The 21,287-nt window shown below is 70.9% G+C and carries 16 protein-coding genes; 14 read left to right on the top strand and 2 right to left on the bottom strand.

Features of this window, described 5'->3' with window-relative positions:
* Nucleotides 1-248 precede the first annotated feature (248 nt).
* Both SAM23877_RS22295 and SAM23877_RS22300 read right to left on the bottom strand, forming a co-directional pair.
* Nucleotides 249-1,583, bottom strand: coding sequence for a polysialyltransferase family glycosyltransferase (locus tag SAM23877_RS22295; RefSeq protein WP_053136077.1), 1,335 nt, complete (start codon nucleotides 1,581-1,583; stop codon nucleotides 249-251).
* Nucleotides 1,580-2,569: a glycosyltransferase family 2 protein gene (locus tag SAM23877_RS22300; RefSeq protein ID WP_053136080.1), complete on the bottom strand. Its 990-nt coding sequence runs from the start codon at nucleotides 2,567-2,569 to the stop codon at nucleotides 1,580-1,582. The genes SAM23877_RS22295 and SAM23877_RS22300 overlap by 4 nt, the downstream gene beginning before the upstream one ends.
* Before the next feature lie 198 nt (nucleotides 2,570-2,767).
* Here SAM23877_RS22300 and SAM23877_RS22305 point away from each other — a divergent pair, with 198 nt between their 5' ends.
* From SAM23877_RS22305 to SAM23877_RS22375, 14 genes are all read left to right on the top strand, one after another.
* Nucleotides 2,768-4,111 carry a DUF6716 putative glycosyltransferase gene (locus SAM23877_RS22305; protein WP_053136083.1) on the top strand — a complete coding sequence of 448 codons (1,344 nt, stop codon included), beginning with the start codon at nucleotides 2,768-2,770 and terminating at the stop codon, nucleotides 4,109-4,111.
* 365 nt (nucleotides 4,112-4,476) lie between these two features.
* Nucleotides 4,477-5,736 (top strand): N-acylneuraminate cytidylyltransferase, encoded by a 1,260-nt coding sequence (locus SAM23877_RS22310; protein WP_053136086.1) that lies wholly within the window; start codon nucleotides 4,477-4,479, stop codon nucleotides 5,734-5,736.
* A 14-nt stretch (nucleotides 5,737-5,750) separates the two neighbouring features.
* Nucleotides 5,751-6,689, top strand: coding sequence for an N-acetylneuraminate synthase family protein (locus SAM23877_RS22315; protein ID WP_053136089.1), 939 nt, complete (start codon nucleotides 5,751-5,753; stop codon nucleotides 6,687-6,689).
* 40 nt (nucleotides 6,690-6,729) lie between these two features.
* Complete coding sequence (locus SAM23877_RS22320) at nucleotides 6,730-7,797, top strand: hypothetical protein (protein WP_053136092.1); 1,068 nt, start codon at nucleotides 6,730-6,732, stop codon at nucleotides 7,795-7,797.
* Nucleotides 7,798-8,268: 471 nt separating this feature from the next.
* Entirely contained in the window at nucleotides 8,269-9,504 is a 1,236-nt protein-coding gene (locus SAM23877_RS22330) for a M20 family metallopeptidase (RefSeq protein WP_053136098.1), read from the top strand.
* 318 nt (nucleotides 9,505-9,822) lie between these two features.
* On the top strand, nucleotides 9,823-10,872 hold the full coding sequence (locus SAM23877_RS22335; RefSeq protein WP_053136100.1) for a BMP family lipoprotein: 1,050 nt from the start codon (nucleotides 9,823-9,825) through the stop codon (nucleotides 10,870-10,872).
* A gap of 272 nt (nucleotides 10,873-11,144) precedes the next feature.
* Nucleotides 11,145-12,194, top strand: coding sequence for a BMP family lipoprotein (locus tag SAM23877_RS22340; RefSeq protein WP_053136103.1), 1,050 nt, complete (start codon nucleotides 11,145-11,147; stop codon nucleotides 12,192-12,194).
* A 225-nt stretch (nucleotides 12,195-12,419) separates the two neighbouring features.
* Nucleotides 12,420-13,985 (top strand): ABC transporter ATP-binding protein, encoded by a 1,566-nt coding sequence (locus tag SAM23877_RS22345; RefSeq protein ID WP_053136106.1) that lies wholly within the window; start codon nucleotides 12,420-12,422, stop codon nucleotides 13,983-13,985.
* Nucleotides 13,985-15,106: an ABC transporter permease gene (locus tag SAM23877_RS22350; RefSeq protein WP_053136109.1), complete on the top strand. Its 1,122-nt coding sequence runs from the start codon at nucleotides 13,985-13,987 to the stop codon at nucleotides 15,104-15,106. Before SAM23877_RS22345 ends, SAM23877_RS22350 begins: the two co-directional genes overlap by 1 nt.
* A complete protein-coding gene (locus SAM23877_RS22355) occupies nucleotides 15,103-16,368 on the top strand; it encodes an ABC transporter permease (protein ID WP_053136111.1) in 1,266 nt (421 codons plus the stop codon). The genes SAM23877_RS22350 and SAM23877_RS22355 overlap by 4 nt, the downstream gene beginning before the upstream one ends.
* Nucleotides 16,365-16,757 carry a cytidine deaminase gene (locus SAM23877_RS22360; RefSeq protein ID WP_053136115.1) on the top strand — a complete coding sequence of 131 codons (393 nt, stop codon included), beginning with the start codon at nucleotides 16,365-16,367 and terminating at the stop codon, nucleotides 16,755-16,757. The genes SAM23877_RS22355 and SAM23877_RS22360 overlap by 4 nt, the downstream gene beginning before the upstream one ends.
* A gap of 43 nt (nucleotides 16,758-16,800) precedes the next feature.
* Nucleotides 16,801-18,078 carry a thymidine phosphorylase gene (locus SAM23877_RS22365; protein WP_174532299.1) on the top strand — a complete coding sequence of 426 codons (1,278 nt, stop codon included), beginning with the start codon at nucleotides 16,801-16,803 and terminating at the stop codon, nucleotides 18,076-18,078.
* A gap of 787 nt (nucleotides 18,079-18,865) precedes the next feature.
* Nucleotides 18,866-20,611, top strand: coding sequence for a group II intron reverse transcriptase/maturase (gene ltrA, locus SAM23877_RS22370; RefSeq protein WP_053142750.1), 1,746 nt, complete (start codon nucleotides 18,866-18,868; stop codon nucleotides 20,609-20,611).
* Nucleotides 20,612-20,702: 91 nt separating this feature from the next.
* Nucleotides 20,703-21,287, top strand: a complete 585-nt coding sequence (locus SAM23877_RS22375) for a Uma2 family endonuclease (protein ID WP_053142751.1) — start codon at nucleotides 20,703-20,705, stop codon at nucleotides 21,285-21,287.

The following is a 21,287-nucleotide window of genomic DNA, read 5'->3' on the forward strand; positions in this document are numbered from 1 at the left end:
TCTCCGACCGGAGGCCGAATGTGCCCCAGAGCGACGGGCCGCGGGTGGCTTCCCGGCACACGGCGGGTGAACACTGCCCCTCGCGGGGGCGACCGGACACCCCCGACCGCCCCGCCCCGCCGCCGGGCCCCCACCCGCCCCCGCCGGGCCCCCACCCGCGCCCCCCGGCCGGGCCCCGCCGCGCGCCCTACCTCACCGCGTCATCGCGTCACCGCGTCACCGGGGCACCGCCTCACCGCGTCACCGCCTCACCGCCCCATCGAGCGGCGCAGAGCCCGTGCCCGGCGGACCACCTTGCGGGCCGTCGAGTTGTGCGGCAGGAAGCCCAGGCGGGCCGGGATACCGCCCGGGAGGCCCAGCGAGGTGAGCCGGCGCTTCTTGAAGTAGCGCCAGGTGCGCGCGTCCAGACGCTCCCGCAGATACCTCTCGGCCGTCGGCCGCAGCTCCGGCAGCACCTTCGGCTGCATCGCGAACCCGACGGTCCGCACCAGCGCGGCGAGCCCTTCGGTGTCCGTGCCCCGTCGGCCCTCGGTGACGGCGGCCGCGTCGGCCAGGTCCGGGAGGAGCGCGTCGACGATGGTGGCGGGGACGCGGTTGCTGTTCTCGTACGGTGTCAGCCGGTCCAGCAGCGTCTCGGTGCCGACCCGGGCCACCGGCAGGCCGTACAGCGCGGACGCGGTGAGCAGGGCCGTGGAGAAACAGCCGACGACCAGCGCCGGACGCGTCCGCTGGAACAGCACCTCGGCGAGGACCGGCGTGTCCACCACCGTGAGGTCCACGCCGAGCCTGACGGCCTCCTCCTCCAGGGTCCGGGTGTAGCGGGCCGGCGCCGTGGGGTGCGGCTTGAACACCAGCCGCGTGTGCCCGAGCGCGGCGGCGCCGGTCAGCATCCGCACGTGCAGGTCCTCCTCCTCGTCGGCGGAGAGGATGCCGAGCGCCGACAGGTACTGGCCGAGCAGCACCGCGTGCCCCTCGGCCTCCGGCAGACCCGCACCGGTGCCCGCGAGTTCCGCCAGCACCTTGGTGAACGCCGGTGTCGGCACGATCTCGGGCTCGACGCCGAACTCGGTGAGCAGCAGCGGCGTGAGCCCCGGCACCAGGTCGAGGTGGAGCAGCCGCTCCACGCGCGTGCCGACCAGCGGGGCGAGTTTGGTGCGGGTGGGCCCGTAGCTCATCAGGCCGTCCGCGTAGACGGTCAGCGGCGCGTCGGTGAAGATCTGCGCCACCCCGAGCGCCGGGTGCACCTGGATCGACTCCACGGCCAGGGCCACGTCGTCCTCGCCCAGCCCCCAGGCCAGCCGCAGGTGCCGCTCCCACATCGGCACGTCCTCCGGCCGCGGCGACCAGCCGCCCGGGTGGAAGGGGGCGATCGTCTCGTTCCACGACAGCACGTCGTCGAACCGGCCCCGCACCTGCTCGAACCCGGGCATCGCGTCCACGGACGGCGTCGTCTCCGGCGTCGCCGCGTTGTTGGAGACCAGCAGGATCCGCCGGTCGGCCGGTGCGAAGCAGCCGTTGTCCAGCGCCGCGGCCAGCGTGGCCGTGCCGTACAGCGTCGACACCAGGAAGATCTGCGTGGTCACGCCGCCACCCCCTCGTCCGGCTGACCGGCCGTCGGACGGCGGCGCAGCCGCCGCAGCCGCGTGGCCCGCTCGGCGTCCATCGAGCCGAGCACCTCGTCCAGCGCGTCCTGCGGCATCCGCCGCAGCGCCGCCGCACTCCTCGCCTTCAGTATCCGGGCCACCGCGGGCTCGAACCGCTCGATGGAACCGAGGTGGTGGGAGATGATCGCGCAGTACGTGCGCACCGCCTTCGGCACCAGCCGGCCGGCGTCCTCGTCCCCGGCCGCCCCCGCCAGCACCTCGTCGAAGGCCCGGATGAAGTCGAGTTGGCGGACGTCACCGACCTGGGTGAGCGAGGACGCCACCCCGCGCCGGTAGAAGACACCGAGCAGCCCGGTCACCGCGAAGGAATCCGCCTCGCGGTGCAGCTTCCAGATCCAGGGCCGGTCCTCGGCCGTGCGCAGCCCGTCGGTGAAGTGCAGCAGACCGCGCTCGGCCAGCCGGCGGTGGTAGATCCCCGCCCACGCGTAGGCGTAGTCGACGGAGGTGGTGCGGTGCGCGGGGAGGATCGCGTCGCGCGGACGCAGCGCCACGTTGCGGCGGCCGTGCGGTACGCGGTGCAGCGTGCGGACCCGCCCCGTGCACTGCACGTGGTCGGTGCGCACGAAGTCGACGCCGAGCCGCTCGATCGCCTCCACCAGCCGGTCGTAGTGGCCGGGCGCCAGCCAGTCGTCGCCGTCCAGGAAGGTGAGGTACTCGCCGCGCGCCCGGTCGATGCCGGTGTTGCGGGCGGTCGCCAGGCCACCGTTGCGCTCGTGTATGACCAGCACCGCCCCCGGCAGCTCCCGTTCGGCCCGCGCGAGGAGGTCCGCGGTCCCGTCGGTCGAGCAGTCGTCGACGAGAATGAATTCGACGTCGTCCCGCGCGTTGGCGCGCAGACTCCGCAGGGTGTCTGGTGTGTATTGCCGGACGTTGTAGAACGGCACGATGACGGAGAGCTTGGGCACGTGAAAGACGTTAGGGGGCGGCCCGGCATTCGGCTTTACCTGAGCCTTGATACCGGGTGAACGCGGCGTGGCGAAGCGGTGAAGCGAACGTTTTTCCGGACGCCGGACGGCCCGATTCCCCATTCGGCGATGTGCTGTTCACCATTTGTTGGATTGCGGTTGGGCCCTTCCTAGAAATGGCTTCCTAGCGTCTACGACGTGCCAGCAAGTGCAACGAAGGCCCTGCGAGTCGCCGTCCTGGCGGACTCCGACACCCGGTGGAAATGGGGCGCGCTCACCGCGAGCCGCATCTCCCCCGGCGCCACGGAGATCCGCCTCGACGGCTACCTCCTGCGCGGCCGAGCCACCCCCACCCCCCGCCAGCTGCGGGAAGTCGGCGTCACCGCGGACACGCTCCGCGAGGTGACCGCCGTCGAGTTCCTGCGCGCCATGGGCGACGCGACCGGGGAGGAGTCCTACGACGTCCTCGTCCTCGCCCTGGTCGGCGGCGGCGTCCAGGCGATGCTGCACGGCCTCGGGCGCGTCTGGCAGGACCGCGCCGACCGCCCCGTGGTCGTCACCGGCTACGTCGGCGTCGTCTACGAGAAGCTCGCCGACGGCCTGCTGCTGCGGCACGGCGCCGACCTCGTCCTCGCCAACTCCCGTCAGGACGCGGACCGCTTCCGGGCCGTGTACGAGGGGGTCGGGGCGGACGCCTCCGCGGTGACCGAGGTCGCCCTGCCCTTCCTGGGCGGCGCCGACTACACCGGGGAACCGGACCGCGAGGGCGGGGAGCGCCCCTACACGGTGGTCTTCGCCGCCCAGCCCTCCGTGCCGGACAACCGCAGGGACCGCACGTACCTCCTCGAACGGCTCATCCGGCACGCCCGCCGGCACCCCGAGCGAGAGGTGCTGCTGAAGCTGCGCTCCAAGCCCGGCGAGCACACCACGCACATCGAGGAGCTGCCGTACCAGAAGCTCGTGCAGCGGGCCGACCCGCCGCCCAACTTCCGCCTGGTCTACGGGCACATGGGCGAGGTCCTCGACCGCACCGACCTGCTGGTGACCATCAGCTCCACGGCCGCCCTGGAGTCCCTGCACCGCCGCATCCCCACGGTCGTCCTGTCCGACCTGGGCGTGCGCGAGGCGCTGGGCAACCACCACTTCGTCGGCTCCGGCTGCCTCGCCTCCTGGGAGCAGCTCGACGAGGGGCACCGCCCGGTGCCCGACCCCGAGTGGGTCGCCCGGCAGGGAGTGGCGGCCGACGGCGGCTACGAGACCGCCTTCGACGAGGCCCGGGAACGCATCGCCGGGCTGCTCGGAAGCCCCGGCGGGCTGCCCCCGCTGGCCCCGTACTACACACCGGTCACCGCCCCCGGCTACCTCCCCGGCATCCTCGCCCGCCACCACCTCGGCCCGGACGGCGCACCCCTGCCCGGCGCGCCGGCCGCCGACAAGGAACCCGGCCCGGTCCGCCAGGTCGTACGCCGGGCCGCCCGCGGCGCCTACCGCCACGGCGTCCAGCGGGTCGCTCCGGTGATCCGGCGGATGGGGGAGCTGTGAGCGGGCCGATACCCGGGACCTCCGGGGTTCCCGAGCCGCCCGGGACTCCGCCGGTTCCGCCGACGTCCGGAGCCGCCACGGTTCCGCAGCCACCTGGGACTCCGCCGGTTCCGCCGCTGTCCGGAGCCGCCACGGTTCCCGAGCCACCTGGGACTCCGCCGGTTCCGCCGACGTCCGGAGCCGCCACGGTGCCTCAGCCACCCGGGACCTCGACGGTTCCGCAGCCGACCGGGGCCCCCGTGGTTCCGCCGGACCCCGGGACGCCCGGGGCCCCGCAGACACCCGGCATCCCGCAGACACCCGGCATCCCGACGTTTCCGCGGCCGTCCGCGGCACCGGCGACACCTGCGCAAGGAGCAGAACCCATGTCCAACCCGGAAGCGGGCCGGGGCGCTTCGATGCGCCGCGTGCTCGCGGTGATCCCCGCACGCGGCGGCTCCAAGGGAGTGCCCGCGAAGAACCTCGCCCCCGTGGGCGGCGTCCCGCTGGTGGCCCGCGCGGTGCGCGAGTGCCGGGCCACCCGCCTGGTGACGGACGTCGTGGTCTCCACGGACGACCAGACCATCGCCGCCGCGGCCCGCGAGGCCGGCGCCGAGGTCGTGCTGCGGCCCGCCGCCATCGCCGGCGACACGGCCACCTCGGAGGCCGCCGTCCTGCACGCGATGGACGCCCACGAGGCCCTGCACGGCGCGGCCGTGGACGTGGTGCTGCTCGTGCAGTGCACGAGTCCCTTCCTCGTCCGCGAGGACATCGACGGCGTGGCCGGCGCGGTCGCGGAGAACGGCGCCGACACCGCGGTGACGGTCGCCCCGTTCCACGGCTTCGTGTGGCGGGACGGCACCGACGAGGGCGACGGGGAGGAGGGCGGCCACGGCGTCAACCACGACAAGTCCTTCCGCCCCCGCCGCCAGGACCGCCCCCAGGACCTGCTGGAGACCGGAGCCGCCTACGCCATGGCCGCGCCCGGCTTCCGCAAGCACCGGCACCGCTTCTTCGGCCGCACCGAACTGGTCCGCACCGACCCGGCCCGCGTCCTGGAGATCGACGACCCGCACGACCTGGCCCGCGCCCGCGCCCTGGCGCCCCTCTTCGACGCGGCCCGGCCCGGCGCGCTTCCGACCGCGCGGGACATCGACGCGGTCGTCCTCGACTTCGACGGCACCCAGACCGACGACCGGGTGCTGATCGACTCCGAGGGACGGGAGTTCGTCTCCGTGCACCGCGGCGACGGACTCGGCATCGGGGCCCTGCGCCGCAGCGGCCTGACGATGCTGATCCTGTCCACGGAACAGAACCCGGTCGTCGCCGCCCGTGCCCGGAAGCTGAAGCTCCCGGTCCTGCACGGCATCGACCGCAAGGACCTCGCGCTCAAGCAGTGGTGCGAGGAGCAGGGCATCGCGCCCGAACGCGTGCTCTACGTCGGCAACGACGTCAACGACCTCCCGTGCTTCGCCCTCGTCGGCTGGCCCGTGGCGGTCGCGAGCGCCCACGACGCCGTCCGCGGCGCAGCCCGCGCGGTCACCACCGCCCCCGGTGGCGACGGCGCGATCCGGGAGATCGCCGGCTGGATCCTCGGCCCTTCGCTCGACTCCCTCGATTCCCCCACGATCACCCAGTCCAAGTAAGGAAACCCCCTGCCATGAGCACCGACTCCCGCATCCGCACCTTCGGCACCCGCGAGGCCGGCCCCGGCCGCCCCGTCTACATCACCGGCGAGATCGGCATCAACCACAACGGTGAGCTGGACAACGCCTTCAAGCTGATCGACGCCGCCGCCGAGGCCGGCTGCGACGCGGTCAAGTTCCAGAAGCGCACCCCCGAGATCTGCACCCCGCGCGACCAGTGGGACATCGAGCGGGACACCCCCTGGGGCCGGATGACGTACATCGACTACCGCCACCGCGTGGAGTTCGGCGAGGACGAGTACCGCCAGATCGACGAGTACTGCAAGACCAAGAACATCGACTGGTTCGCCTCCCCGTGGGACACCGAGGCCGTCGCCTTCCTGGAGAAGTTCGACGTCCCCGCCCACAAGGTCGCCTCCGCCTCCCTGACCGACGACGAGCTGCTGCGCGCCCTGCGCGCCACGGGCCGCACCGTCATCCTCTCCACCGGCATGTCCACCCCGAAGCAGATCCGCCACGCCGTCGAGGTCCTCGGCTCGGACAACATCCTCATGTGCCACGCCACGTCGACGTACCCGGCGCAGGCCGAGGAGCTGAACCTCCGCGTCATCAACACCCTCCAGCAGGAGTTCCCGAACGTCCCGATCGGCTACTCCGGCCACGAGACGGGCCTGCAGACCACCCTGGCCGCCGTCGCCCTCGGCGCCACCTTCGTCGAGCGCCACATCACCCTCGACCGCGCCATGTGGGGCTCCGACCAGGCCGCCTCCGTCGAGCCGCAGGGCCTGACCCGCCTGGTGCGCGACATCCGCACCATCGAGGCCTCCCTCGGCGACGGCGTCAAGAAGGTCTACGACTCGGAGCTCGGCCCGATGAAGAAGCTGCGCCGCGTCTCCGGTGTCGTCGCCGAGGCGGAGATCGCCGCCGCCGCGGGCGAGCCGGTCACGGTCTGACACCCCCACCACGCCCTCACCACGGGACGGTCGTACGTCGATGAGCCCCCGCGCCGGGAATGCCGGCCCCCGCACCCTCGCCTTCGTCGAGAGCCCGGTACAACTGCTGAACGTGCTGGAGTGGGCGCACACGCGCGCACCCGGCGCGGAGCTCACCCTCGTGGTCCTGTCCCCCGTGGATCCGATGACCCGGGGCCAGCTGCGCCGCATGGCGGAACTGGCCCGCAAGGAGGGCCACGAGATCCGGTGGGAGGAGGCCCGCGGCGGTGCCACGGCCCCCTTCCGCACGGTCGGCGGCCTCACGACCGCCCTCCGCCAGGCGGGCCGGGTCGTCATGGGCGACCCCTTCTCCCGCTACGTACAACTGCTGCTCACCATCACCCGCGCCCACGACCTGGTGGTCGTCGACGACGGCACGGCCACGATGGAGTTCGTCACCCAGCTGGCCCACGGCGAGCGCCTGGTCCGCTGGCACCGCAAGGGCAGCCGCCCCGGCCCGCGCGACCTGCTCTTCGCCCCCGTCTCCCGGTCCGCCCGGCACCGGCTGACCCCGGCGGGCGACCGCCAGGTCTCCGTCTTCTCCTCCATGCCGATCGACGACGTCCCGGACGGCGTCACGGTCACGGCGAACGACTTCGCCTGGACCCGCGCCCGCTTCGGCCCGCCCCGCATCACCAAGGGCGCCGACATGGTCGGCACGTCCCTGGTGGAGACCGGCGTCGTGGACGGCGACCGCTACGTGGACGCCGTACGCGCCCTGGCGAAGACGCACGGGGCGGCCCGCTACTTCGCCCACCGCCGCGAGAGCGCGGAGAAACTGCACCGGCTGGCGGTCGAGACCGGCCTGGAGATCGTCCGCCCCGACCTCCCCCTCGAACTGATCGCCCGCCGCGGCCCGATCGGCCGCACCGTCCTCAGCTTCCCGTCCACCGTCGTCCACACCCTGCCCCTGGCCCTGGCCGGCACCGAGGTGCGGGTCTCCGTCTGCGACATCGACCCCGCCTGGCTCACCCAGCACGCCTCCCCCCGCGCCCGCGGCTTCCTGTCCGGAGTGACGGGGTCGGCCCGGGACGTCCACCGGCTGTCGGCGGTGGCGGCCGCCGGATAGCCCCCGCGGGCCGGATGTGCGCGGGGCGCGGCGCCCGGAGCGACCACGTCGTGACCCGTATGGCGCTCCCGGTCGGCGTGCGGTGCGTCACCCGGGACGGCACGGGCACGGAGCCGGTGCCGGGCCGGGTGAACCCGGTGGTCCTCGGGGGACCGGCCCTCCTCGTCCTCGCCCTCGGGTACGGGACGCTCGCGGGGGTGCGGCCGCCGGGCGCCCGTCCGGCTGGTGAACACGGGGGCGTGGGGCGAACGTGACGTGGTATGCGTGAAGACAGCAAGGAAAGCAAGGAAGCAAGGAAGCAAGGAAGCGGAGAACGGGCGACGCCGACGAAAAAGGCAGCGAGTTTACCCGCCTCCGTCGGTACCCATGCGCCGTGCGGTCAACTTTTCTTCCCCTAACGGGCTGAACTTTTGTTGATCGTGGGACAGTTGACCGCCCCGGCGTCCTACCCTTCAGAGGGTGAAGCAACTGATGTCCCGAGAGACCGAGGCCGATCCGTCCGGAGAAGCGCTGCTCCCCGGCACCTTGCCGGACGCGCTGCGCGCGGAGCTCGTGGCCTTCCGCCGCGACCTGCACATGCACCCCGAGCTGGGCAACCAGGAGTTCCGCACCACCGCCGCGATCAAGGAACGGCTGGAGCGGGCCGGCCTGAAGCCGCGGGTGCTTCCCGTCGGGACCGGGCTCATCTGCGACATCGGCGTGAACACGGACTCGGGACAGTGGGCCGGCGGACCCCGCATGCTCGCCCTGCGGGCCGACATCGACGCCCTGCCCATCCCGGACACGAAGGGCGAGTGCCCGTACCGCTCGCGCGTGCCGGACCGCGCCCACGCCTGTGGACACGACGTGCACACCACCGTCGTCCTCGGCACCGGCCTCGTACTCGCCGCCCTGCACGAGCAGGGCATGCTGCCCCGGCCGGTGCGGCTGGTCTTCCAGCCGGCCGAGGAGGTCCTGCCGGGCGGCGCCGCCGACGCCATCGAGGGCGGCGCGCTCGACGGGGTGCGCCGCATCCTGGCGGTGCACTGCGACCCCCGGGTGGACGCGGGACGGATCGGTCTGCGGGTCGGTCCGATCACCTCCGCCTGCGACCGGCTGGAGATCGCCCTCGACGGACCCGGCGGACACACCGCCCGTCCGCACCTCACCACCGACCTGGTCACCGCCGCCGCACGCGTCGTCACCGACGTGCCCCCGCTCGTCGCCCGGCGCGTGGACAGCCGCAGCGGCCTCGCCCTGACCTGGGGGCGGATCGAGTCCGGCCACGCCCCGAACGTCATCCCGCAGCACGCCGAACTCGCGGGGACCGTCCGCTGCCTCGACCTCGACGCCTGGCGGCAGGCGCCCGACCTCGTGGTCGGCGCCATCGACGAGATCGCGAACCTGTACCGGGCGAAGTCCGAGATCACCTACGTGCGCGGCGTGCCCCCGGTCGTCAACGAGGTCACCAGCACCGAACTGCTCCAGGCCGCCATGGTCGCCCGGCGCGGCACGGACTCCGTCGAGTCCACCGAGCAGAGCCTCGGCGGCGAGGACTTCTCCTGGTACCTGGAGCACGTGCCCGGCGCGATGGCCCGGCTCGGTGTCCGCCCGCCCGGCGAGCGCGTGATCCGCGACCTGCACCAGGGGGACTTCGACGTCGACGAGCACGCCATCACCGTGGGAGTGGAGATGTTCACCGCGGCGGCACTGATCGACGCCGTGTAGCAGCGGCCCGGCGGTGCGGGGGCCCCGCGGGCCGCCCCACTCGCCACACCCGCCACCCCCACCCTCCCCTCCTCCGCCCGTCGGCTTGCGGGCCCGGCGGGCCGGGGGCAGCCTGATGCACAAGCGCACGAGGCCGCGCGGCATGCCCCGGGCACCCCATTCGTTCCCCTTCGAGCCGGTGGTTCACCAGGCCGTAACCGGCCAGCGGCACGAATGGGTAACGGCCCCGGGGAACCCCGTTCCCAGGAGTTTCTACGCGCGTTAATCTGCGCCGAACCGAGCGCCCGCTGCGGGGCTTTGGAGAATGGGGAACTTCAGATGCGTCGGATATCGAGACTGACCCGCGTCGCGGTGGGGGTCGCGTCGCTCGCACTCGCCGCCACGGCCTGCGGCGGCACCAGCAGCGAGAGCGACAGCGGCGACGGCGGCAAGGACGACAAGGGCCTCGCCATCGCGTACGACATCGGCGGCAAGGGCGACCAGTCCTTCAACGACGCCGCGTACGCGGGCCTGGAGCGGGCGAAGAAGGAGTTCGGCTACAAGACCGCCGACATCGAGCCCACCGAGGGCGAGACCGACGCCGACAAGGAGCAGCGCCTCGCCTCGCTCGCGAAGCAGGGCTACGACCCGGTCATCGGCGTCGGCTTCGCCTACGGCCCGGCGATGAAGGCCGTCGCCGCGAAGTACCCGGACACCACCTTCGGCATCGTGGACTCCGTGGTCGAGGGCAAGAACGTGGCCTCCCTCGTCTTCGCCGAGAACGAGGCCTCCTACCTCGCCGGCGTCGCGGCGGCCAAGGCCACCAAGACCAAGACGGTCGGTTTCGTGGGCGGTGTGGACATCCCGCTGATCCACAAGTTCGAGGCCGGCTACAAGCAGGGCGTGCAGGACACCGACCCCAAGGTCAAGGTCGTCTCGCAGTACCTCACGCAGACCGCGGAGGAGGGCGGCTTCTCCAGCCCCGACAAGGGCCGGGCCGCCGCCGAGGGGCAGATCGAGAAGAAGGCCGACGTCGTCTACCAGGCGGCCGGACTGTCCGGGCAGGGTGTGATCGAGGCCGCCGCGAAGGCGAAGGTCTGGGCGATCGGCGTCGACTCCGACCAGTACGAGCAGGAAGCCCTCGCGGCCTACAAGGACTCCATCCTCACCTCCGCCCTCAAGGACATCAACGGCGCGGTCTACGCCCTGGCCAAGTCCGTCGAGGACGGCAAGCCGCTGAACGGCACCCGGACCTTCGACCTGAAGTCCGACGGCGTGGGCCTGTCCGACGCCAATCCGAAGTACGCCGAGGTACCGGGCCTGACGGACGCCGTGGCCGAGGCGAAGGAGGGCATCATCGCCGGCTCCATCAAGGTCAAGACGGAGTAGCCCCACCGGCACGGCACAGGGCGGCGAAGCGGGCGGGCGCGCGAGAGCACCCGCCCGCTTCGGCATGCCCGCGCCCGGCGCCCTGCGTCACCCTCCGCCACCCTCCGTTTGCGTCCGGCAAGCCCCGGGCGCCCCCGCGCCCCGCCTTGCTCACGGGCGGATAACAAGGTGGACAGAAGGGGTTTTCAGGCAGGTCTACGCGCGTTAATCTGCGGCGAAGCCAGCGCCGTACCCGAACCGTCCCCGGCGCTTGTACGACAGGAGCACCAGACATGCGCCGGATTTCCCGGATCACGGTCGCAGGCGCAGCGACCGCCTCCCTGGCCCTCGCCCTCTCCGCCTGCGGTGGAACCTCGACCGACTCCGGTTCCTCGGAGTCCAAGGGCGACAAGGGTCTCGCCATCGCGTACGACGTCGGCGGCAAGGGCGACCAGTCCTTCAACGACGCCGCGTACGCGGGTCTGGAGCAGGCCAAGAAGGAGTTCGGCTACGAGACCGCCGACGTCGAGCCCACCGACGGTGAGACCGACGCCGACAAGGAGCAGCGCCTGGTCTCGCTGGCCAAGCAGGGCTACAACCCGGTCGTCGGCGTCGGCTACGCGTACGCCGCCGCGCTGAAGAGCGCCGCCGAGAAGTACCCGGACACCACCTTCGGCATCGTCGACGACGCCACCATCGAGGCGAAGAACGTCGCGGACCTGGTCTTCAACGAGGAGCAGGCCTCCTACCTCGCCGGTGTCGCCGCCGCCAAGACCACCAAGAGCAAGACGGTCGGCTTCGTGGGCGGTGTGGACATCCCGCTGATCCACAAGTTCCAGGCCGGCTTCGAGCAGGGCGTCAAGGACACCGACCCGAAGGTCAAGGTCGTCTCGCAGTACCTCACGCAGACCGCGGAGGAGGGCGGCTTCTCCAGCCCCGACAAGGGCAAGACCGCCGCCGAGGGCCAGATCGAGAAGAAGGCCGACGTCGTCTACGCGGCGGCCGGTCTCTCCGGTCAGGGCGTCATCGAGGCCGCCGCCGCCAACAAGGTGTGGGCGATCGGCGTCGACTCCGACCAGTACAAGCAGGAAGCCCTCGCGAAGTACAAGGACTCCATCCTGACTTCGGCCACCAAGGACGTCGCCAAGGCGGTCTACAACCTCTCCAAGTCGGTCGAGGACGGCAAGCCCGAGACCGGTATCGTTCGGGGCGATCTGAAGTCCGGTGAGGTCGGCCTTTCGGACTCCAACCCGAAGTTCGCGGACGACGCCGAGCTCCAGGCAGCCATCAAGACGGCCAAGGAGAAGATCGTCAGCGGCGAGATCAAGGTCAAGAGCAGCTGAGCTGAGCAACACCTCGAACAGCGTGTAACCGCGGTGGTCGCACCGCTCGACGGGGTACGGGGAGGGCGCCTCCGGGCCTCCTCCTCGTACCCCGTCGTGTCGATGTGCCGCCGCCGCTTTTAGATGCCGTAGGGGCGCTACGCGCGTAGACGGCCCCCGTCCCCAGGAGAGTGCGCCATCAACGCGTCCAGCAGCCCTCCGGCCGGAGCGGCGGTCAACGAATCGGTGACCGCCGTCGAGCTCGCCGGGATCACCAAGCGATTCCCCGGTGTCGTGGCCAACCACGACATCCACCTGACCGTCCGCAAGGGCACCGTCCACGCCCTCGTCGGCGAGAACGGCGCCGGCAAGTCGACCCTGATGAAGATCCTCTACGGCATGCAGAAGCCGGACGAGGGCACCATCGCGATCGACGGCGAGCAGGTCGCCTTCTCCTCGCCGGCCGACGCCATCGTCCGCGGCATCGGCATGGTCCACCAGCACTTCATGCTCGCCGACAACCTCACGGTCCTGGAGAACGTGGTCCTCGGCAGCGAGAAGCTGTACGGCATCGGCGCCAGGGCCCGCCGGAAGATCAAGGAGATCTCCGAGCGCTACGGCCTCGGCGTGGAGCCCGACCGCCTGGTCGAGGAGCTCGGCGTCGCCGCCCGCCAGCGCGTGGAGATCCTCAAGGTCCTCTACCGCGGCGCCCGCACGCTGATCCTGGACGAGCCGACCGCCGTGCTCGTGCCCCAGGAGGTGGACGCGCTCTTCGACAACCTCCGCGAGCTGAAGGCGGAGGGCCTGTCCGTCATCTTCATCTCCCACAAGCTGGGCGAGGTCCTCTCGGTCGCCGACGACATCACCGTCATCCGGCGCGGCACGACGGTCGGCACGGCCGTGCCCGCCGAGACCACCCCGCGCCAGCTCGCCGAGCTGATGGTCGGCAGCGAGCTGCCCACGCCCGAGACGGCCGAGTCCACGGTCACCGACCGCGCGGTCCTCACCGTCGACACGCTGCGCCTCGCCGCTCCCGGCGGCAAGGCCCTGCTGGACGACATCTCCTTCACCATCCACGCCGGCGAGGTGCTGGGCATCGCCGGCGTCGAGGGCAACGGCCAGACCGAACTGGTCGACGCCCTCATCGGCCTGCGGCACGCCGACTCCGGCACCATCCGCTTCCTCGACGAGGACATCACCGCGCTGCCCACCCGCAAGCGCCGCGAGCAGGGCGTCGGCTACATCCCCGAGGACCGCCACCGCCACGGCCTGCTCCTGGAGTCCCCGCTCTGGGAGAACCGCATCCTCGGCCACGTCACCGAGAAGCCCAACAGCAAGGGCGTCTGGCTGGACCCGAAGGGCTCCCAGGAGGACACCCGCCGCATCGTCGAGACGTACGACGTCCGCACCCCGGGCATCGACGTCACGGCCGCCTCGCTGTCCGGCGGCAACCAGCAGAAGCTGATCGTCGGCCGCGAGATGAGCCACAAGCCGCGCTTCCTCATCGCCGCCCACCCCACCCGCGGTGTGGACGTCGGCGCGCAGGCCGCGATCTGGGACCACATCCGCGAAGCACGCCGCGAGGGCCTCGCCGTCCTGCTGATCTCCGCCGACCTGGACGAGCTGATCGGCCTCTCCGACACCCTCCGGGTGATCTACGACGGCCGGCTGGTCGCGGACGCCGACCCGGCCACCATCACCCCCGAGGAGCTGGGCTCGGCCATGACCGGCGCCGCGACCGGCCACCTGGAACACGAAGAGACCCCCGAGATGCGCAAGTCTCCCGAGGCTCCGGAAGACGAGGCCCGCTGATGAAGAAGTTCGACAAGGAGCGCGTGCTCCTCGCGGTGGCCGGACCGGTCATCGCGCTCGCCGTGGCCTTCGTGCTGAGCGCGATCGTGCTGATCGCCTCGGGCAAGAACCCGGTCGAGCCCTTCGCCCTGATGTTCGAGCAGGCCGGTTTCTCCGACATCCAGGTCCTGATCATCAACCAGGCGTCGATGTACTACATCGCGGCGCTGGCGGTCGCCATCGGCTTCCGGATGAACCTGTTCAACATCGGCGTCGACGGCCAGTACCAGCTGGCCGCCATGATGGCCGCGATCGTCGGCGCGCACGCCGACCTGCCGGCCGCCCTCCAGGTGCCGCTGCTGCTGCTGACCGCCGTCCTCACCGGCGCCTTCTGGTCCGGCATCGCCGGTGTCCTCAAGGTGACCCGCGGGGTCAGCGAGGTCGTCGCGACGATCATGCTCAACGCCATCGCGACCTCCGTCATCGGCTACCTGTGGCTGCCGGACGTCTTCGGCGTCAAGATCGGCAACAACAACACCACCGGCGAGATGCACGAGTCCGGCTGGATCCCCGGCATCGACATGGGCGCGGCCGGCGAGGTCTACGGCCTGGTGATCCTGGCCGTGCTGCTCGGCATCGGCTACTGGGTCGTCCTCAACCGCACCCGCTTCGGCTTCGACCTGCGCGCCTCCGGCGCCTCCGAGTCCGCCGCCGCGGCCAGCGGCGTCGACCCCAAGCGCATGGTGCTCACCGCGATGCTCATCTCCGGCGGCCTCGCCGGTCTCGCGGGCCTGCCGATCCTGCTCGGCGACACCCACACCTACAGCCTCAACTTCCCCACCGGCATCGGCTTCCTCGGCATCGGCATCGCGCTGCTCGGCCGCAACAGCCCGGTCGGCATCGCCTTCGCCGCCCTGCTCTGGGCCTGGCTCGACAAGGCCAGCCCCGAGCTGGACTTCCACGGCTACGACAAGGAGATCGCGGTCATCATGCAGGGCCTGATCGTCCTCTCCGTCGTCGTCTCCTACGAGGCCGTCCGCGAGTGGGGCCTGCGCCGCCAGCAGCGCCGCGTCGGCGCGGAGCTGGCCGCCGGTCACGTCCTCGGCGCCACCGACAACAAGAAGGAGGTGGCCGGCCGATGACCACCGCGACCGACCTCAACCAGCCCACGCTGCAGCCCGCGGCGCCGACCGGCCGCCGCCTGTCCCTGCCCGTCCTGATGCTGGTCATCGCCGGAGCCCTGGCCCTGACCTCCCTGGTGCGCCTGATCACCGGCGCCGACGGCATCACCAACGTCAGCCAGATGTCCACCGCGCTCCAGCTCGCCGTGCCGATCGGCCTCGCCGGTCTCGGCGGCCTGTGGGCCGAGCGAGCGGGCGTCGTCAACATCGGCCTCGAAGGCATGATGATCCTGGGCACCTGGTTCGGCGCCTGGGCCGGCTTCCAGTGGGGCCCGTGGACGGGCGTCCTGGTGGGCATCGTCGGCGGCGCGATCGGCGGCCTGCTGCACGCCATCGTGACGATCACCTTCAACGTCAACCACATCGTCTCCGGCGTCGCCATCAACATCCTCGCCCTCGGCGCCACCCGCTACCTCGCCCCGCTCGCCTTCGAAGGACACCAGGGCGGCTCGGCCAAGCAGTCCCCGCCGGTGGACTCCCTCGGCCACTTCACGGTGCCGGGCCTCTCCGACGGGCTGGTCGACCTCAACGACAAGGGCTGGTTCCTGATCTCGGACCTCGCCGGCCTGCTCGGCGGCCTGGTCACCAACGTCTCCTGGCTCACCCTGATCGCCGTCGCGCTGATCCCCGCCACCTGGTACATCCTGTGGCGCACCCCGTTCGGCCTGCGGCTGCGCTCCTGCGGCGAGAACCCGGTCGCCGCGGAGTCGCTCGGCGTCAACGTCTACAAGTACAAGTACCTGGCCGTGATCATCTCCGGCGGCCTCGCCGGGCTCGGCGGCGTCTTCCTGTCCATCGTCGCCAACCCCTTCTACCTGGAGGGCCAGACCAGCGGCCGCGGCTACATCGGCCTCGCGGCGATGATCTTCGGCAACTGGATGCCCGGCGGCCTCGCCATCGGCGCCGGCCTCTTCGGCTACACCGACAGCCTCAACCTGCGCGGCGGCTCCGCCAACGTGCACGCCCTGCTGCTGCTCGGCGCGCTGCTGCTGGTCGCCGGCGCGATCTGGCTGGTGATCCGCAAGAAGTACGTCAAGGCCGCGATCACGCTGGTCGTCGGCGCGCTGGTCTTCGCCTGGTACGCGGGCACCGACGACGTCCCCAACCAGGTCGTCTCCGCCACGCCCTACGTCGTCACCCTCGTCGTCCTCGCGCTCTCCGCCCAGCGGCTGCGCATGCCGAGGGCGAACGGCATGCCGTACCGGAAGGGGCAGGGCAAGTGACCGGCGTCGACTGGGGCGCGCTGCGCACCGCGGCCCGGGAGGCGATGGCCCGGGCCTACGCCCCCTACTCCGGGTACGCGGTCGGCGCCGCCGCCCTGGTCGACGACGGCCGCACGGTCTCCGGCTGCAACGTGGAGAACGCCAGCTACGGCATCGGCCTGTGCGCCGAGTGCGGGCTGGTCTCCCAGCTCCAGCTGACCGGCGGCGGCCGGCTGACGCACTTCGTCTGCGTCGACGGCCACGGCGAGATCCTCGTACCGTGCGGCCGCTGCCGGCAGCTGCTGTTCGAGTTCGGCGGGCCCGGGATGCTCCTGGAGACCCCCGCCGGGGTGCTCCCGCTGTCGGAGATGCTCCCGCAGGCCTTCGGCCCCGACCACCTCACGAAGTAACCCCCGCACTCCCGTCATCCGTTAGGAAGAGCCAGACATGGCCATGGACGTCATCTCCGTCATCCGCACCAAGCGGGACCGCGGCGAACTCAGTCACGAGCAGATCGACTGGGTCATCGACGCGTACACGCGCGGCGAGGTGGCCGACGAGCAGATGTCGTCGCTCGCGATGGCGATCCTGCTCAACGGCATGAACCGCGGCGAGATCGCCCGCTGGACCGCCGCGATGATCGCCTCCGGCGAGCGCATGGACTTCTCGTCCCTGTCCCGCCCCACCGCCGACAAGCACTCCACGGGCGGCGTCGGCGACAAGATCACCCTGCCGCTCGCCCCGCTGGTGGCCGCCTGCGGGGCGGCCGTCCCGCAGCTCTCCGGCCGGGGCCTCGGCCACACCGGCGGCACCCTGGACAAGCTGGAGTCCATCCCGGGCTGGCGCGCGCTCCTGTCCAACGAGGAGATGCTGAACGTCCTGGACGGGGTCGGCGCGGTGATCTGCGCGGCCGGCGACGGCCTCGCGCCCGCGGACAAGAAGCTGTACGCCCTCCGCGACGTCACCGGCACCGTCGAGGCCATCCCGCTGATCGCCTCCTCCATCATGTCCAAGAAGATCGCCGAGGGCACCGGCTCGCTGGTCCTGGACGTGAAGGTGGGCAGCGGCGCCTTCATGAAGACCATCGAGGACGCCCGCGAGCTGGCCTCCACGATGGTCGGCCTCGGCACCGACCACGGCGTGAAGACGGTCGCGCTCCTCACGGACATGGCGACGCCCCTCGGTCTCACCGCGGGCAACGCCCTGGAGGTCCGCGAGTCGGTCGAGGTCCTGGCGGGCGGCGGCCCCTCCGACGTCGTCGAGCTGACCCTCGCCCTGGCCCGCGAGATGCTCGACGCGGCCGGTCTGAAGGACGCCGACCCGGCGAAGGCCCTCGCCGACGGCTCCGCCATGGACGTCTGGCGCCGCATGATCAGCGCCCAGGGCGGCGACCCGGACGCGGCCCTGCCCACGGCGAAGGAGCAGCACGTGGTGAAGGCGGGTGCCTCCGGCGTCCTGACCCGCCTCGACGCCTACGACATCGGCGTCGCCGCCTGGCGCCTGGGCGCCGGCCGCGCCCGCAAGGAGGACCCGGTGCAGGCGGGGGCGGGCGTCGAGATCCACGCCAAGCCCGGCGACACGGTCACTGAGGGCCAGCCCCTGCTGACCCTGCACACCGACACCCCGGACCGCTTCGCGTACGCCCTCGCGGCGGTGGAGGGCTCCTACGACGTGGCCCCCGCGGGCACGGCCTTCACCGCCTCGCCGGTGGTGCGGGAACGTATCGCCTGACCTGCGCTTTCCTCATTCGGGTGAACGGGACCGGTGGACCTCCACCGGTCCCGTTCTGCATGCTGGGATCGGTGACGCACCGATAGGAGAACCGCCAGTGCGACACGAAGTCGCTCCACCCAAGTAGATGGTCTGTGTGAGGAAAGAAGGTCATGAGCAGGCCATCTCGGACCAGTGTCCAAGGTCCGTCCCCACTTCCGCATGCGTCGCTGGTAACGGCGGGGTGTGAAGCCGGAAGCGCAAGCCCAAGAGCGGCACGGCCATCGGACCGCAACAGGCGAGGGGAAGGCCGGACGGGCTAATGAAAATGAACCCTTGACGACATCTCGTAACTCCTGTGCCGCGTCGATGGTGAGCTGTCGGCGGCAGACAGGCCCTGGCGCGGAAGAGCGCACGACGACCCCAGAGGATTGGCGCCGAAGGGGGAGGACACCGTCGGGCCCGGGATTAAGAGGGAGCCCACCCCGGTCGCATCTTGTGGGAGCGGAACGTGGAAACCCCGTTGGAGTCCGGGAGTGATCCCGGTAAGCCGGAGGCAACGAAGGACCAAGCCTCCAGCGGGACAGGATGATCCGAGAAGCGAACGCCGACAGGGCGAAAGCCCAGAGGAAAAGGACGTGGAGACCTCAGCCGCGTCCCATAACTCGTCGGACACGAGGCGATGCCTCGGCCCGAAAGGGAGCCCACGCGGATCAGATAGGCCCGTGAAGAAGAACTGCGAAGAGACCCGAACCGAAGGGCAAGTTGGATGCCGAAGGAAGGTGTGGCAGTGACCGCCGTGGCGGCGATGCCTCCCACGACGGCGAACGGACCGGAGGACCACGCCCAGACCTGGCACAGCATCGACTGGGCCAAGGCAGAGGCGTCGGTACGGCGACTGAGGCAGCGCATCTTCACAGCCGCGCAGGAAGGGGACCTGAAGAAGGTCCGAAACTTGCAGAAGCTCATGCTGCGCTCCCACTCGAACACGCTCGTAAGCGTGAAGCGGGTGACGCAGCAGAGCACAGGCCGTCGGACGGCCGGGATCGACCAGGAACGTGCGCTCACTCCGAACGCGCGAGGACGGCTGGCCGCTGAGATCACAGCGGAACGCTCGCCTGGAAAGCCCCTGCCCGTCCGGCGTGTGTACATTCCCAAAGCCAACGGAAAGCAGCGCCCCTTGGGCATTCCAGTCATCCGTGACCGGGTCCGCCAGGCCCGCGTCAAGAACGCACTGGAACCCGAGTGGGAAGCCCGGTTCGAACAGCGAAGTTACGGCTTCCGCCCCGGCCGGGGCTGTCATGACGCGATCGGTGCCATCTTCAATATCGCAGGCCAGAAACGGGCCAAGCGGTTATGGGTGATCGACGCTGATCTGACAGCGGCGTTCGACCGTATTTCGCACGACCACCTGATGAGTCTCATCGGTACCTTCCCAGCGCGGGAAGCGATCCGGGGGTGGCTCAAGGCGGGAGTGATGGACTGCGGACGGTTTTCACCTACCGATGAGGGAACCCCTCAGGGTGGTGTGATCAGCCCACTGCTGCTCAACGTGGCCTTGCACGGCATGGAAACGGCGGCCGGGCACCTCACAGAGGGACGTTCCCACAAGTCCCGAAGAGATGCTCCGGTCCTGGTCCGGTACGCAGATGACTTCGCGGTGTTCTGCCACAGCGAAGACGAAGCGCACCGGGTCAAGGAGCAGCTGGCTGTCTGGATGGCCCCGCGCGGGGTCGCCTTCAACGAGGAGAAGACATCGGTCCTCCACCTTGAAGAAGGCTTCGACTTCCTCGGGTTCAACATCCGGCGGTACAGCGGGACTCTGCTGATCAAGCCGAGCAAGGCGGCTGTGAAGAGGGTCCGGGAACGGCTCCGCAGTGAAGTGATCGGCCTGCGAGGGGCGAACGCTGGAGCCGTGGTGAGGAGGCTCAACCCGATCATCAAGGGGTGGGCCACCTACTACCGGACGGTGGTGTCCAAGGAGACCTTCAAGTCCCTGGACTTCTACGTGTGGACGCTCACGCAGAAGTGGGTCAAGCACTCCCACCCGAACAAGCCGAAGAGCTGGCGACTGGCCAAGCACTACGGCGTCTTCAACTCGACCCGGAAGGACCAGTGGGTCTTCGGTGACCGGGACACCGGCACCTATCTCTACAAGTTCAACTGGACCAGAATCGTCCGGCACGTGATCGTCAAAGAGGGCAACTCCCCTGACGACCCCTCGCTGGCCGACTACTGGGCGAGCCGCCGACGCAAAAGGGTGCCCGGGACCGCCGACAGGTGGACCATCACTCTCGCATCCCGCCAGAAGGGGATCTGCCCGTTGTGCAAACAGCCGCTGATCCCTGATGCCGAGTACACACCGGACAACCCCCGCGAGTGGGCCGCGTGGTTCTCGGCATCGATGAAGCCGCTGCACAAGCACCACTTCATCTACCGGCGCGACGGCGGCTCGGACGAGCGGACGAATCTTCGCCTCGTACACGCCGACTGCCATCGCCAGCACCACGCCGGCGACCACAGAAGGGCCAAGCAAGATGACCGACCCGCGTGACTCCAGGGGCCCGCTTGAGCCGGATGCGGTGAACAGCCGCACGTCCGGTTCTGAGGGGGCCGGAGGGCGGCAACGCCCTCCGGCTACCCGACTGAGCGCACTCACCGTGAGCCAGGAGCCCGACCAGAGCTGGGACGACCTCGTCCGGTTCTGGGAGGAGATGGAATGGCCCGAGGGCAGCAAGGTGGAGATCATCGAGGGGATCATCACCGTGTCACCTGCTCCGGGACTGCCTCACAACGTCACCGCCTCGCGCATCCACCGCCGTTTGGTCTCCGCGATCCCCGAGGAATGGGAGGTTTTCCAGACCCTGGCGATCGCCGTACCGTCCCGTCTGGGGATGCTGATCCCGGACATCGTGGTGGCGCAACTGCCCGACCACGCCGAGTCCGACACCCACATCCCCGCCGCCCTGGCGCAGCTCGTCGTCGAGGTCACCTCCAGGTCCAACGCCCGCCACGACCGCGTGAGCAAGCCCGCCGCCTACGCCACCGCCGGCATCCCGCTCTACCTCCTCGTCGACCGCTGGGCCCCCGGCGGACCCACCGCGACGCTCTACGGCGAACCGAAGGGTGACGTCTACCGGGTGCTGGGCGCCGCCAAGTTCGGCGATCCCCTCAGGCTCCCCGCTCCCTTCGACCTGACGCTCGACACCGGCGAGTTCCCCGAGACCTGA

It is taken from the genome of Streptomyces ambofaciens ATCC 23877, assembly GCF_001267885.1.
Lineage (GTDB): Bacteria > Actinomycetota > Actinomycetes > Streptomycetales > Streptomycetaceae > Streptomyces > Streptomyces ambofaciens.